The 14553-nt window shown below is 35.2% G+C and carries 14 protein-coding genes; 8 read left to right on the forward strand and 6 right to left on the reverse strand.

The annotated features are described in order from the left end of the window. Positions 1-31: 31 nt before the first annotated feature. The 4 genes from HYG87_RS08705 (at position 32) to HYG87_RS11060 (ending at position 2998) form a co-directional block, all read left to right on the forward strand. Entirely contained in the window at positions 32-1246 is a 1215-nt protein-coding gene (locus HYG87_RS08705; protein ID WP_211532788.1) for a DUF2226 domain-containing protein, read from the forward strand. 77 nt (positions 1247-1323) lie between these two features. Next, positions 1324-2103: a cell division ATPase MinD gene (minD, locus tag HYG87_RS08710; RefSeq protein ID WP_211532789.1), complete on the forward strand. Its 780-nt coding sequence runs from the start codon at positions 1324-1326 to the stop codon at positions 2101-2103. 53 nt (positions 2104-2156) lie between these two features. Next, entirely contained in the window at positions 2157-2693 is a 537-nt protein-coding gene (locus HYG87_RS11055) for a PfkB family carbohydrate kinase (RefSeq protein ID WP_256438702.1), read from the forward strand. Positions 2694-2710: 17 nt separating this feature from the next. Continuing rightward, a complete protein-coding gene (locus tag HYG87_RS11060; protein WP_256438703.1) occupies positions 2711-2998 on the forward strand; it encodes a carbohydrate kinase family protein in 288 nt (95 codons plus the stop codon). Here the strand turns inward: HYG87_RS11060 and HYG87_RS08725 are convergent. Next, complete coding sequence (locus HYG87_RS08725; protein ID WP_211532791.1) at positions 2995-3750, reverse strand: TatD family hydrolase; 756 nt, start codon at positions 3748-3750, stop codon at positions 2995-2997. The genes HYG87_RS11060 and HYG87_RS08725 overlap by 4 nt on opposite strands. A gap of 102 nt (positions 3751-3852) precedes the next feature. Between HYG87_RS08725 and HYG87_RS08730 the strand changes: the two genes are divergently transcribed. Both HYG87_RS08730 and HYG87_RS08735 read left to right on the forward strand, forming a co-directional pair. Continuing rightward, entirely contained in the window at positions 3853-4710 is an 858-nt protein-coding gene (locus tag HYG87_RS08730) for a helix-turn-helix transcriptional regulator (RefSeq protein WP_211532792.1), read from the forward strand. An 8-nt stretch (positions 4711-4718) separates the two neighbouring features. Further along, positions 4719-5546 carry a helix-turn-helix transcriptional regulator gene (locus tag HYG87_RS08735; protein ID WP_211532793.1) on the forward strand — a complete coding sequence of 276 codons (828 nt, stop codon included), beginning with the start codon at positions 4719-4721 and terminating at the stop codon, positions 5544-5546. On the opposite strand, the gene glyS is transcribed toward HYG87_RS08735, so the two are convergent. The 5 genes from glyS to tfrB form a co-directional block, all read right to left on the reverse strand. Further along, complete coding sequence (gene glyS / locus HYG87_RS08740; protein WP_211532794.1) at positions 5541-7280, reverse strand: glycine--tRNA ligase; 1740 nt, start codon at positions 7278-7280, stop codon at positions 5541-5543. The two genes, HYG87_RS08735 and glyS, sit on opposite strands and share 6 nt — an antisense overlap. A gap of 67 nt (positions 7281-7347) precedes the next feature. Further along, positions 7348-7938, reverse strand: coding sequence for a dCTP deaminase (gene dcd / locus HYG87_RS08745; protein WP_211532795.1), 591 nt, complete (start codon positions 7936-7938; stop codon positions 7348-7350). Then, positions 7925-9070: a DUF1512 family protein gene (locus tag HYG87_RS08750; protein WP_211532796.1), complete on the reverse strand. Its 1146-nt coding sequence runs from the start codon at positions 9068-9070 to the stop codon at positions 7925-7927. The genes dcd and HYG87_RS08750 overlap by 14 nt, the downstream gene beginning before the upstream one ends. A 1-nt stretch (position 9071) precedes the next feature. After that, on the reverse strand, positions 9072-9797 hold the full coding sequence (locus tag HYG87_RS08755) for a TrmJ/YjtD family RNA methyltransferase (protein ID WP_211532797.1): 726 nt from the start codon (positions 9795-9797) through the stop codon (positions 9072-9074). Positions 9798-9834: 37 nt separating this feature from the next. Next, complete coding sequence (gene tfrB, locus HYG87_RS08760; protein WP_211532798.1) at positions 9835-11337, reverse strand: fumarate reductase (CoM/CoB) subunit TfrB; 1503 nt, start codon at positions 11335-11337, stop codon at positions 9835-9837. A 281-nt stretch (positions 11338-11618) separates the two neighbouring features. Between tfrB and HYG87_RS08765 the strand changes: the two genes are divergently transcribed. Together HYG87_RS08765 and iorA are read left to right on the forward strand one after the other, a co-directional pair. Beyond that, entirely contained in the window at positions 11619-12353 is a 735-nt protein-coding gene (locus HYG87_RS08765; protein WP_211532799.1) for a hypothetical protein, read from the forward strand. Between the two features lie 325 nt (positions 12354-12678). Further along, positions 12679-14550, forward strand: a complete 1872-nt coding sequence (iorA, locus tag HYG87_RS08770; protein ID WP_211532800.1) for an indolepyruvate ferredoxin oxidoreductase subunit alpha — start codon at positions 12679-12681, stop codon at positions 14548-14550. Positions 14551-14553 lie beyond the last annotated feature (3 nt).

Genomic DNA, 14553 nt, shown 5'->3' on the forward strand with positions numbered 1-14553 from the left:
AATCAAATATACTTACTCTGAGGCATAAAAAATGGAATTACCAATTACCAAGCCATCTCAAGTATCTTATGCTGATGAACTTGAATTATCCAAATTATTAGAAAAATTAACCGAAAAAGAGCATAACGGTTTTATTAGGGTTACCCATGGATCTGAAGAAGGGTATATGCTTTTTAAAGATGGAAAACAAGTTGCAGCTTCTTATGATCGCCATTTGAAATATGATGCCTTAGAGAAGATTAATTATGCTATGGAAAAAACAGATACTTTGATAGAAGTATTTGATTTAAAAAAAACCCAAATAGATTATTTGATTGATTTAAACAAGGTATATATGTTCGATATTGGAAAAAAATCCATTCCTGAGAAACCACCTGAAATGACGAGTAATCCTTCACAAGAAGAATATTTTAATCCCAAAACGGCAAGCTACCGGGAACCAGTATCTGATGAAGAGAAAGATGATGATTCCACTGAAGTTATAACTAATCCTGAAACTAACTCTGTGGAGGATATAAATCAGGAAATAGAGGAAAATAATTCCATTAAAACTGATAATGATGCCACTGAAACATTTGAAAATCATTCCTCCCCCATAGAAAGTAATTCAAAAGCAGGGGCTTCAAATAATGATGAAGTGGATATGGATTCCAAAACCTCTTCTGATTTAAAAAATGAAACTTTAAAAGCCACCCCTCAAGAAAAATTAACTCCGGTAGAAAATATAAAAAACCCCCTAAAATCTGAGGATGATTCTTCTCAAATTTCTCCCAGGGAAGAAATTACATCTGAAGAAGAATTAATCTTAGAAGAAGAACCTCCAGAACCTCAAATACCCATAGATCGTGCTGAACTTATGAAAAAATATGGTTTAAAGGATGTGGAAGAGGAGGAAGTTGATAAAGTTCTTGAAACCTATAAAGGTGGAGAAGTAAGTATTGAAGATCTGGAAAAAATTGAATTAACCCTGATGAATAAAATCAAAAAATCAGTTATGGGCATTCCTAAAATTGGAGGGACAGAAGTAATGGTTTTTTTGGATAATACTAATGAAATATCTGGGAAAATTAATATTATCTGTGAATATGCATCTAAAGGCATATTTTCCCGGTTCATGGGCGATTCTAAGGATATTAAAAATTTAAAGTTTCATATCTCGGAAATAGTCGAAATGGAAATAAGAAAAAGCTTCCGGGAATATCCTCAAATTGTGGAGAATTTTGAGATAAACATAGACATTAATTAAATTAAAAATAACTATAATTAAATATGATAATGATGAATTAATTTTATTAGTATGATTATTTATTAGGAGGAGTAGTATTGACCCGGGTTATAACCATTGCATCAGGAAAAGGTGGTGTAGGAAAGACAACCATTACTGCAAATTTAGGTGTAGCATTATCTACCTATGGTGAGAGAACTGTGGTTCTGGATGCAGATATTGCCATGGCTAATTTAGAACTTATATTAGGGATGGAAGGAAAATCAGTAACATTACACGAAGTATTGGCTGGGGAAGCATCTATAGAAGATGCAATTTATGAGGGCCCCAGCGGTGTTAGAATTGTTCCAGCAGGTATTTCTCTGGAAGGCCTAAGAAACGTTAAATTAGACCGGTTAGAAGAAACATTATCCCGACTAATAGAAGATACGGACATTCTTTTAATTGACGCTCCTGCGGGACTGGAAAAGGATGCTCTGGCTGCTCTGGCTGCTGCTGATGAATTAATTCTGGTCACCACACCGGAAGTTCCCTCCATAAGTGATGCATTAAAAACCAAAATAATTGCAACCAAATTAGGAGTAAATATTCTGGGTGTGGTAATTAACCGTGAACAACATGATAAAACTTTTTTAACTGTTGATGAAATCGAAACCATACTCGAAGTTCCAGTTATAAGTGTCATACCTGATGATCCAGAGGTAAGCCGTTCTGCTGCTTTTGGAGAGCCAATAGTTATTAAAAATCCTAAATCACAGGTAACCAATTCTATAATGAAACTTGCAGCAGACCTGGTGGGTGAACAATATCATCCTATTGAACCAGATAAGAAAGGAGTTATTACCAAGCTTATCGACGGACTTATGGGAAGAAGATAGGTTTTTTATTTTTCATTATATTTTTTTTAGTTATTCAGGTGACTTATTTGTCTGTGGAAGTTATAAGCATAGGAACCTGTAATATGGATTTTATTTTGAAGGTACCTCGCTTTGTTGAAATAGACAGTGAAATGTATATTGAAACAATTAATACTTCGCCTGGTGGATCTGCTCTTAATTTTGCTGTTAATCTATCTAGAAATGGCATTAAAACGGGATTAATAGCTCGTCTGGGAAATGATGATTATGGGAAAATAATTCTAAGCAAAGTTAGCAGGGAAAACATGGACATTTCCCGTTGCCTGACCATGAATGATCAAACCGGAATGGCATTTATAAGTGTAGATAAAGGTGGGAAAAGATCTATCTATTCCTTCATGGGAGCCAATGCAAAATTAAATCTTTTAAAAGAAGATATTGATTATATTAAATCCTCTCCCTTTACCCATTTAACTGGTGTTTACTGGGAGGTGGCTTATGATGTGGCCCAGTACGCCCCAAAACTATCCTTTTCTCCTGGATCACTTTTATCCTCCTATGGGGTGGATAAATTAAAAAGAGTGCTAAAAAAACTGAATTATTATTTTTAAATGAGAAAGAGGTTAATATTTTAACCGGGGAAAAAACTTATGAAGGTTCTCAGTTACTTCTAGAAGAAGGGGTTAGTAATGTGATTGTAACCCGGGGAAAAGAGGGAGCCATAATTTACTCCAGGGATAATACCATCTCTGCCAGTACAAAAAAAGTAAAAGCCTTAGATACAACTGGAGCGGGGGATGCTTTTGCAGCAGGATTTGTTTTTAAATGGTTAAAAGGAGAAAAAGAAGAAAAATGCCTGGAATTTGCAAACCAGTCTGCATTTAGATGTCTTAACATATTAGGGGGGATAAATTAAATTGAGAAAAAATTAGCTGCATTTTCATATGAAACCTGATTGATCTCTTTTTCATCAAAATTTTTTAATTTCATCAAGTGCACAGTTTTAGCTACTGCTAAGGGATCTGATGGTGAAGAACTGATATCACTATTTAATAGGAATTTTTCAGATCCATAATCCTCTAAAATTTTTAAAGCTTCGGGAGGGGTCATTTTTTCAGGTTGAACTGTAAGGCCCAACATAAATTCCTCTTCAATCACATCATCCACCAAACTAAAATCAACATGATCTAAAATTACTTGGCCCGGATTTATGGTTTCCTGTATAATGGATATGGTTTTAAGAGAAACTTCCTTTTTATTGCTTCGCGGTGTGTGCACAATCACCCTGGCTTTTAAATCCTCTGCTATTTTTAACTGTTTTTTAAATATATTTATTTCTTCATTTGAAGCCCTTTCAAGTCCTATTTCTCCCAAGGCCACCACCGAATCTTCTTTCAATATTTGGGGTAACTTTTTTAAAATTTTTTCATAGTCAGATGAAATACTGCGAGGGTGTATTCCCAGCGCAAGGTACAATTTTAAACCATTTTCTGCAGCCCTTTTAATGTCATTATTCATTAAACGATAAAAATGGTCGAAAACTACCTCTGAACTTGTCATTCTAAGAGGATCATGGGCACAACTTATGGCAGTGTCCACCCCGGAAATAACCATACTTTCAAAGTCTTCATAAGGCCGGGTATCGGCATGTATGTGGGCATCAATCATATCATCACCTCATAACATATAGATGGATAAAAGGATAATAATATCCTAATAGTTTTTAAGTAAGTTATGTAAAATATATTTATTCTATGTAAGGTGAATCAAATGACTGATCTGGAAAATCTTTTCAACTATTATGACTTTGTTCAGGATGATTTGAAATTTATGATTAAATCCAGGATACGATTAAATATTTTAAGCAGCATCACTGAATATCCCAAGGCCATGAAGGAAATAAAAGAAGAAAATGACCTGAGCTTTGCTGCAATTTCCAATAATATGAAAAGACTCTTAGAAGAAAACATGGTAATTAAAATCGAGGACAAGTACCTTATTTCCCAAATCGGGCTTTTGAAATTGTATTCACTAATGGACTTTCTGAAATTAATGTCCTCCACTAAAAAATTTGAAGAATTATGGCTCAATCATGACATGGGAGGGGTACCTGATTTTCTTTTGGAGGATCTGGGGGCTTTGAAAGATTCAGAGTTGATAAAAGCTAATTATAAAGATGTTTTTAAGCCATATACTGAATATTCTAAATTATTAGAAAATGCAAAAGAAATTAAAGGGGTAAGTCCATTCTTTAATCCATCAGATGTAGATCTATTTGATCAATTATCTGAAAAAGGAATAAAAATAGAATTAATACTTACCGCGGAAGTTCTGGAACAAATAGTCAAAACTTCAAAGCTAAGGGATATTTTTAAAGACCTTAAAAGGGTCATGGATAAAAATCTCAGTATGTGGGTTTATAATGATAAAATTTCAGTTGCTTTTACTGTAAGTGATAATTTCCTTTCTCTAGGCTTAATGAATGATGATGGGAGCTATGATCAAAATCGAGATTTAGTTAGTAGTTCCAATGATGCTGTAAATTGGGGTGAAAATCTATTTAATTATTACTTATCCAAATCAGAAAAACTATCGACTCGAAAAATTGCTAACTATTTATTGAAATAGGTGATTAAGTGGAATCCAATCAATTCAATAGTCTAATGGAAGAACTGCATGATGAAATTAACTTTTTATTATCTTCACATGTTAAAATAAAAATCATTTTAAGTTTGAGAGAGAACCCAAAAAAATTAAGGGAACTCAGAGAAGAAACCTCCATATCCTCTTCTACAATTATCCATAGCATAAATCAACTCGAGAAGCGTAAATTTGTAACCAAGATTTTAGATACTTATTCCTTGACATCTAAAGGTAAATTAATCTCATCAAAAATCGTTACAATGCTAAAAAATTGCGCGGTTATAAAAAAACATAAAAATTTTTTTGAATCTCATAATATTGAAGATTTTCCTAAAAACTTTTTATTAAAAATTGGACAACTAAATAATTCTATTTTGATAGAATCTACTAAGTCAAACATATCAAAACCATTTACTACTTATTCAGAACTTTTAAAGGATTCTAAAGATATTAGTGTAGTTTTACCAGTATTTTTCAGTCGCCATATGGATTTTATTAAACAAGTATTGGATAATGGAGGGGATGTAAGTTTAATCCTAAGATATGATATCTTAAAACCTCTTTTAGAGCGTACTAATATAGAAAAGACCACGGAATTTATAAAAAATGGTAAACTAAAAATTAGAACCATTAATGATAATATTCCTGTTGCATTTTTAATTAATGATCACGTATTAACTCTAGGCCTTTTTTCCCATGATGGATCCTATGATGTTTCAAAACTACTCTTAAGCCACGATAAAGAAGCCATAACTTGGGGTAAAGATCTATTTAAATACTACAAAGAAAAATCAGAAAAAATAGATATTAAAAATTTATAAATCACCATATAATGATTTTAAACTTTCAAATTCTATTTTAGATTCCTTTAAATCAGATACTATGGTGGGTATATCTTCTATAGGTATTCTTATTTGTTGGGAATCATCTCTATTACGTATGGTGAGAGTATCTGAACTTAAAGATTCATGGTCAACAGTTAAGGCAAAAGGAACACCTATCTCATCAGAACGTGCATACCTGCGCCCTATGGTTCCTGAAGAATCATATTCGGCAATGAATCCCAGCTCTCTTAAGCTATCCTTTATATCCTGAGCAAGATTTGTTAAATCTTCCTGGTTCAAAAGGGGAAAAACACTAAGTTCCACCGGGGCAATATCCGATGCAAACTGGAAATAATTTTTATCTTCCTCTTCTTTAAAACAATGGAGAAGTACGGAATAGACAATACGATCTATTCCAAAGGAAGGTTCTATTACATGAGGGAATATTTTTTCACCTCTGATGGTTTCATCCACTTCCTCAAATTGCAGGTGTTCTGGCAGAATCTGATACTTTTCTTCTAATTCCACTTCAAAAAACCCATTTTTCTGGAATGATTTTTTTATTTGTTCTGAATCAGCTTCTTCCAAAAATTTCATCAGGGCAGGGGCCTGGTTTTTAAAAGCAGGGCCAAACTTCTGCATGTTTGGTTTAGCTATAATTTTCTTAATTTTCACTGGTTCCGGATACTCTATAAAAACCTTCAGATCTTCACTGCTGTAATCACTATGGGACCTTAAATCGTAATCGGATCGGTCTGCTATTCCAATAATTTCTATCCAACCGTACCTATCAGTTTCTACTTCAACATCCCAGCAGTCTATGGCATAATGGGCCATCTCTGTGGGAAGATGTTGTCTGAATCTAAGTGCGCTATCAGGTATTCCTAATTCTCTTAAAAACTTTTGAGCAAGATATAACTGATATATAAGCATTTCACTGGATACTATTTCCTTTTCATGGGCTTCCTGGGCGGTGATGGTAATACTTTTTTTATCACCCATCTGGCTGGTAGCAGGATATAAGTTAAGCTCTTGTTCTTTTATTTTTGAAAAACGGGGATGAGACTTGTCCTGGGGGTTTATGAATATTTCTGCTTCGGCTTGAGTGAATTCACGAAGGCGAATAACACCCTGACGGGGAGATATTTCATTCCGGTAGGCCTTACCCAGCTGTACCACTCCAAAGGGCAACTTGTTACGGAAAAATCTCAAAAGGCGCTTAAATGGTATAAATATCCCCTGAGCAGTTTCAGGCCTCATATATCCTATCTTTTTACCTTTAGCTCCAATTAAGGTTTGGAACATTAAATTGTAATTCCATACCTTGTTGAGGTGACCTCCACAACGGGGACATCTTATCTTATTTTCAGATATTTTCTCGGTGAGGATTTGATTTTCTAAACCCTCCACATCCTCCCCGGTATGCTCTTCAATTACATGGTCCGCCCGGTAAACATCCATACAATCTTTACATTCGGTCATAGGATCTGTAAAGTGATCTACATGTCCTGAAGCTTTTAATGCTTCTTCGGGCATGATAGTTGGGGATTCGATTTCATAAAATCCCTCCCCTACGATGTAATAATTTCTCCACTTATTCATTATCTTATTTTTGAGAATAGCTCCCAGTGGACCATAATCTACAAATCCAGCTACTCCTGAGTAAATTTCAAATGAAGACCATATAAATCCTCTTTTTTTAGCAACATTCATGACCTGGTCATGCTTCATTAAATCATCTCCCTTAAACTATAAAATTAGAAAATTGATGGATAAACATAATAAATTAATAAATACTTCAGGGGCTTTTCAGCTCATAATCATGCTTTATCTTACTTGTTTCAGGCCTTTGTTGCCCCATATATTTACTATCTCTATCGGGATGCCCGTAAGGCTTTTGAGACGGAGAAGTCATGGTTTCAAAAACTATCTGACATACTCTCTGCCCGGGATACAGCGCCACTGGCATTTTACCAATATTGGAAATTTCAAGGGTTATTTTACCCCAAAAACCAGGATCAATGTAACCAGCAGTAACATGCATGGTAATTCCCAGCCTGCCCATGGAAGACCTACCTTCAACTCTTGCCACCAGATTTGAAGGGATTTTAACTGTTTCGTAGGTGGTAGCCAAAGCAAATTCTCCAGGATGAATAATAAAAGAACCTCCTTCTTCTATATGTATGGATTCCATGTAAGACTCAATATCGGACTTATCCATAGGATCAATACAGGGCTTTCTTATTATTCTAAAACCTTTAAATTCACTACCTATTCTTAGATCTACTGAAGAAGGCTGTATTTGTCTTTCTGGATCTTTTAAAGGATCAATAATTATTAATTCTTCTTCTAAATATTTTTTGATATCTATGTCACTAAGAATCGCCATTTATTACCATCTCTTCTTTTTTTATTTCTATCTGGGAAAGGTGACTGACATGGTGAGGTATACCACAACTGTTCCCCACCCCGATTATTAAGATACGAGAACCTTCAGGAGATCTTTTAATGGAATTTTCTAAAGTTTTTAAGGCTTTTGCTGCACTATCTCTGATTTTTTTGGTCATAGGACTTATGGCCTCTTCTGGGCTCATTTTAACGATAATAGCATCCATTTTAAGCCCTCTGGAAATAGATTTTTCTTCAATAAACCACTTATCTGTGCCAGGTCCTCCTATTACCACTCCTATACCTTCCGCAACTGTACCTGTTTTTTCGCCTTCCATTTTTATAGCAGCATCAATAGATATGATTCTATCAATTTTGTTTTTATCTATTATCCTGGATGAAATTTTTCCCACTTTACCAATCCGGGCACCAGGCCCTCTAGCCCTTATTATAGTTAAATTCCTGCCTTGAAAATCTCCTTGAAACATTATCATGTCGTCAATTTCTTTTAAATTTTTATTTTCATGGCCTTGCATCATTAAACTGGCCACTAAAGGCCCTAATCCATCTCCAATAGGTTTACCTTCTGAAAAACTTTTCACACTTTCATACTGTGATTTAACCAGCCTTAAAATTATAGGAAGGTTCATTTGAAGGCTTAAAAGTAGTTGCAAATTACCTGTTTTACGGGATAGTTCTAAATTATGGCGCACCAACTTAAAAACGCTATTAAGACCAATAGTAGCTTTTAAAGCCATTATAATATTGGATTTTATTTCCAAATCAGCTTCAGGAGCTATTATGTTGACCATTTCATGAAAACGTTCTTCTCCCAATTCTAAAATCTGGTCAAATTTTTTCACTATACCTGCCGGATCCATACCTGCGGGGGGGATTATGAAGAATTGTATAAAATTTTCCACTGATTCTTGAGGATCTAGAGGGGGATTACCTTCTTTCTGGGAGGTATTTATTAAAATTTTTTTAGATTGAGTAACCATTTCCTCCAGTTCCCGGACTATTTTGCTAACTGAAGAAATCATACGTATTCTCATTAACCAGGGAAAAATTAGAATTAGTAGAACCAAACCCATGATGGCCAGTATATTTAAGGTGGTATCTCCGAAAATCATTTTATCTCTGACCCATCTTAATTTTTATTCTTCTTAAAAGCCCGGTTAAGGTGTGTGCTTCCCTTGCGGTAATGAAGGACCTACCTATAATATTTTTAAATGCCCTATTCGCGGTTTTTATTTTATGGGGAGGTAAATCAACGTTTTTAACAATTTTATCCATTTCACCCAGGAGGTAATTTTTTTCCACTAGGGAAGCTTCCTCCAATCCTTCCACATCAAATTCATAGAGGTTTTTAAATAACTCATAAAAAATTATGGCAGCAGCATGGGATATATTCATCACCGGATAGGAGGGATGGGCAGGTATGCTCACTGTAATATCACATAGTTCCAGCTCCTCATTGGATAAACCATTACCTTCTCTTCCAAATAAAAATGCAATTTTGCCTTTGGAATTAATACTCTGCACCATTTTTTCAGGTTTAAGAGGTATTCTGGATAACCGGTAACTTCCACCAGGCATTCCAGTGGTGCCGACCACAAAATCAATGGGAACTTCCTCTAAAAATTCCCCTAATGAATCAAATTTAAGGGAATTATTTACAATATCACGGCCGTGGCTGGCCTGGAAGTAGGCTTCATTGGCTAATTTGCAGGGATTTATTAATATAAGATTTTGCAAGGCAAAATTTTTCATGGCTCTGGCTAAAAATCCAATATTTCCCGGGGTTTCTGCTTCCACAAATACCACATAGATATTATCTAAAAATGTCTGGTATTCCATTTTATCTAAAATTAATTTTTTTTTAAAATATTAATTTTCAGTCATCCTGGGGGCCATTATAAGCCATATCCAATAATTCCAGGATATTCATAACTTTTATATGTCCTAAACCCTCTTTTTGAAGGGTATCCTGAATATGATACTGGCAGAACGGACAGATACTTATCACTGCATCCACATTTAATTTTTTAATCATTTCTGCCTTTTTTTTACCTAATTTATAGGCAAGTTCCGGACGGCCGGATTTAACTCCTCCCCCAGCACCGCAGCACTGATTTGGCTCTTCCATTTCAACAAATTCTAATCCTTTAATTTTTTTCAAAATTTCCCGTGGTTCTCTGGTTATTCCCTGGCTACGTGAAAGGTGGCAAGGGTCGTGATAGGTAACACGCATCGCCACGGGATGCATCTTCTCAGTATCCAGATTTTCAATGAGAAATTCACTGATATCCACCACATTAAAGTTTACCCCATATCGAGGATAATCCTTTTTGAGGGTGGCACCACAGCCGGCACAAACAGTTATAATAGTGTCGTAGTCCAGGAAAACTTCCTGGTTATGCTTTACCAGCTTTTCCACCACATCTAATTGTCCAGTTCTAATTAATGGAGATCCACAGCACACCTGCTCTTCTGGAACAATTATATCAATATTATTCTCTTTTAGAACATTTAATAATGCAAAACCAACTTCCGGAATCCGGTAATCCACCATGCAACCGGTGAAAAATGCTACTTTAGATTCAGATTCATCATCTTCTTTAAATTTATTCACAGCTTCTATAAAGCCTTCCACAGGAGGATCAATTGATCGTCCGGTTTCATCCACTAGTTTTTTAACTGCCTGGTGAGCATCCAGAGGTCCAATTTTTTTCTGGTAGGCCAGTGCCCTCAATTTTTCAATAGCATCTCCGGGTATGCTGACTTCCTTGGGACAAACTTCGGCACACTTACCACAAGTGGTACAATCATACAATCCTTCCATTAAGGCTATATTTTCCCTATTATCATAATCACGAGGGTCTAAGGCAAATTTAGATAGATAACGCATGAAATAAGGCCCGGCATATTCTTCACTCTCCTTTATAATGGGACAGGCAGATAAGCAGGAAAAGCATTCAATACAACCTCTTAACTTTTTACTATCGGCTGAATCTGCAGGGGAAATTAATTCCGGACAAGAAGTTCCATCACAACCTCGATCTAAGAACAAACTCATTTTATGAACTTTTTCTTCTACTTCACTTCGATCTATAATCAGATCTTTAATAACTGGAAAATCCAATGGTTCCAGCAAGGCATCATCTTCAATTTCGGCTTTACAGGCCAGCACCACATTTTTATTCATTTTTATTGCACAAGAACCACATTGACCTGCCCTACAAGAACTCCTGAATGCGATATTCGCCTCATATTTTTCATTAATTTGATTTAAAGCATCCAGGACCTTCATTTTTTCTTTTTTATCAATTTCATATGTTTCAATATAGGGGTCCTGGTCATCTCCAGAGTCAAATCTCAAAACCTTGATTTTAATCATTTTTATCTCCATCTGGCAAGTTTCCTAAAAAAAATTAATATTCTCTACAAATCAATTAATTATATTCTTAATATTTTAATTATACGGAAATTTAATTTTAATTATTCATTAATTATTTAAATCAATGATTACTTATTTTACGGATTTATTTTAAGCTCTAAAGGTATTAGTTTGAGTATTAAAATAATTTAGAATAAGTTTAAATTTAATTATTATTAGGGGCTGATATAATATAAAGATTAACCCCTTCTCTGGATTTTCAAATTTTTAGACTGGTGAAAATGTCAGCTTATGATTCATATGGACGCCTGGAATCCTACTTAAAAAAAGTAGAAGATGAAACATCAAAAGAGGTAAAAATCGTTGAAAGTAGAGACCTTGGAATAGAAGGCATGCTATCTGCTTTTAGATATAATCCTGATTCTATCATAATAATTATTAAAGCAGGGGTAGATAGATCCAAAAAAGACCTGATTAGATCTATTGCTCATGAAGCTACCCACGGGGTTTTAATTTTCAAAATGGGGTACTGTCGCCTGGATTTTAAACAGGAAGTTCCTGACCAAATCATAAAAAATGCCCGGCTACTTTTTACCATGCTGGATGATATTGTGGTTAATAAGATTATTCAGGATAATGGATTTTCTCCCTTTGGTTCAGAATACATTCCCTCGGTTAAAAGAGAAATAAAAGCAGCACTTAATGGTGAGAACATATATCTTAATTATTCCCGGGATGTGGTTTTTGACCAGATTTTAATGATTTCACGCTATGTTATTGCCTGGGCATTTTTAGAGTATTATAATAAGCTGGAAAATCACCACCAGGAAATATTGGATGAATTTTTAAGGGCATTCCAGAAAAGCTTTGCCCATGATTATAAATTAGCCAATAAAATTACCAGAATTATTTCAAAACATGATATTTTTAATCCAGAAGGACATAAACGGATTATATTTGAAATATTAAGCCTGTGGGGATGGCAGGAAACTTTAAATATTAAATGCCCTCTGTAAATACATAAATTCTAATCTAAATTTTCTTACTTTTTTTCAAAATAGTAATATTTATAATAATTAATAAATACAAATAACAAAAAGATTTAATTAGGCTAAAACTAAATCCTAAAAAAGAATAAAATCAGTTGATATTTTAGAATTTATTCAGGCCAGGTTATGGGGAGTATGGAGTCAGAATGGAATTCAAATATTTCAATTAAGGAATATGAAGTGTGTACTAGAATTCAAATATTTTAATTAACTGAAATAACTACGAATCTAGAAATATGAGGCAGTTATGGTGAACATGTCTATTTTAATTTATTATAGTTGGTGAACTCAAATGGACCCTAAACAACTTGTCAATGGAAAAAATGGAGAAAAACTTTTTCTACTGGGTAATGAAGCCGCAGTTAGAGGTGCACTGGAATCTGGTGTTTCAATTGCTGCTACTTATCCGGGAACCCCATCTTCAGAAATTGGGAATGAATTATCAAAAATAGCTAAAGAAGCAGGTTTGTATTTTGAATTTTCTATAAATGAAAAAGTAGCTTTAGAAGTTGCTGCTGCTGCTGCTGCATCCGGAGTACGATCCTTCACTTTCATGAAACATGTGGGAGTTAATGTAGCATCGGATTCACTGATGAGTGCAGTTTATACGGGAGTAAGGGGAGGGATGGTAATTTTAGTGGCAGATGAACCATCCATGTTCTCTTCCCAGAATGAACAGGATACTCGTCATTATAATCGACTGGCTAATTTCCCATTACTGGAACCTTCCAATCCCCATGAAATTAAAGAATTCATTAAATATGGTTTTGAATTATCAGAAAAATTCCAGATACCTGTTCTAATTCGTACCACTACCCGAACTTCTCATATGAGGGGAATTGTGGAACTGGGGCATTTATCCAAACCTTCTAAAAAAGGATATTTTATTAAAAACCCTTCTCAATTTGTACCAGTACCTTCCACCGCCAGGGTAATGCACCAAAAACTGGTTGAAAAAATGGATACCATAAAAGATGAGGTAAATTCCTCTGACCTTAATAGAATTTACAACAATAAAAAAACCTCCCCTATGGGGATAATCTCCAGTGGGAGTGCTTTTAATTATGTCATGGATGTCATAAATGGCAACAATCTTGATATCCCGGTTTTAAAACTGGGATTCAGTTATCCCTTCCCTGAAGAAAAGGTTCTGGAATTTATGGAAAATCTGGATGCTATTCTGGTGGTGGAAGAAGTTGATCCCATTATGGAAAAAGAAATACTTTCCATCCTGGGCCAAAGAGGAATCAAAAAAACGGTTCATGGTAAACTGGACAAAACATTGCCTCTTATTTATGAATTCAATCCAGATATTGTGGCGGGATCCTTAAAAAAACTGGGGGACTATCCTCTTAAATCCGAAAACAAGGATAATTTATCCTCAACTATGCAGCTACCTAATCGCCCACCTACTTTATGTGCCGGCTGCCCCCATCGTGCAGCATATTATGCCATTATAAAAGCCCGGGAAAATCTGGGCATAGAGGAAGATGATATGATATTCCCTACTGATATCGGATGTTATACCCTGGGAATAGAGTCACCCTATAATGCGGGGGACTATTTACTGTCTATGGGTTCGGGCATAGGGGCCAGCTGCGGTTTTTCCCGGGCAACTGATCAAAAAATAGTGAGCTTTATTGGTGATTCTACTTTCTTCCATGCCGGAATCCCTCCTCTTGTAAACGCAGTTCATAATAAGCATAACTTTGTTTTAACAGTACTGGACAATCGTACCACGGCCATGACCGGCGGACAACCCCACCCGGGACTTCCAGTTGATGGTATGGGAGAAGTGGCCCCGGAAATTTCTATAGAAAAAATAGCTGCTGCTGCCGGTGCCGACCTGGTGGAAACTATTAATCCTCTAAATCTTAAAAATAGTATTCCTATTTTTGAAAAAGCTATTCAAAATCAGGGTGTTAGTGTAGTAATTTCTAAGTATCCCTGCATGTTAATTAAAGGCATTAAAAAGCCTAAAAAACTATTTTTAACCATTGATACAGAAAAGTGCGATGATTGTCTGGAATGTGTTAGTCAGCTAAGCTGCCCAGCCATATTCAAGACGGAAGATGGTTCTATAAAAATAGATAATTTTCAGTGTAGAGGGTGTACCATATGTTTACAAATGTGTCCTCAAAAAGCAATCCGGGGAAAGAGGTGATTT

This window comes from Methanobacterium alkalithermotolerans (assembly GCF_018141185.1).
GTDB classification, from domain to species: domain Archaea; phylum Methanobacteriota; class Methanobacteria; order Methanobacteriales; family Methanobacteriaceae; genus Methanobacterium_F; species Methanobacterium_F alkalithermotolerans.

Excerpts from the sequence above, each read along its gene's own strand:
- HYG87_RS08705 (WP_211532788.1), top strand. The coding sequence starts at position 32 with ATGGAATTACCAATTACCAAGCCATCTCAAGTATCTTATGCTGATGAA.
- HYG87_RS08725 (WP_211532791.1), bottom strand. The coding sequence starts at position 3,750 with ATGATTGATGCCCACATACATGCCGATACCCGGCCTTATGAAGACTTT.
- HYG87_RS08730 (WP_211532792.1), top strand. The coding sequence starts at position 3,853 with ATGACTGATCTGGAAAATCTTTTCAACTATTATGACTTTGTTCAGGAT.
- glyS (WP_211532794.1), bottom strand. The coding sequence starts at position 7,280 with ATGAAGCATGACCAGGTCATGAATGTTGCTAAAAAAAGAGGATTTATA.
- dcd (WP_211532795.1), bottom strand. The coding sequence starts at position 7,938 with ATGGCGATTCTTAGTGACATAGATATCAAAAAATATTTAGAAGAAGAA.
- HYG87_RS08750 (WP_211532796.1), bottom strand. The coding sequence starts at position 9,070 with ATGATTTTCGGAGATACCACCTTAAATATACTGGCCATCATGGGTTTG.
- HYG87_RS08755 (WP_211532797.1), bottom strand. The coding sequence starts at position 9,797 with ATGGAATACCAGACATTTTTAGATAATATCTATGTGGTATTTGTGGAA.
- tfrB (WP_211532798.1), bottom strand. The coding sequence starts at position 11,337 with ATGATTAAAATCAAGGTTTTGAGATTTGACTCTGGAGATGACCAGGAC.
- HYG87_RS08765 (WP_211532799.1), top strand. The coding sequence starts at position 11,619 with ATGTCAGCTTATGATTCATATGGACGCCTGGAATCCTACTTAAAAAAA.
- iorA (WP_211532800.1), top strand. The coding sequence starts at position 12,679 with ATGGACCCTAAACAACTTGTCAATGGAAAAAATGGAGAAAAACTTTTT.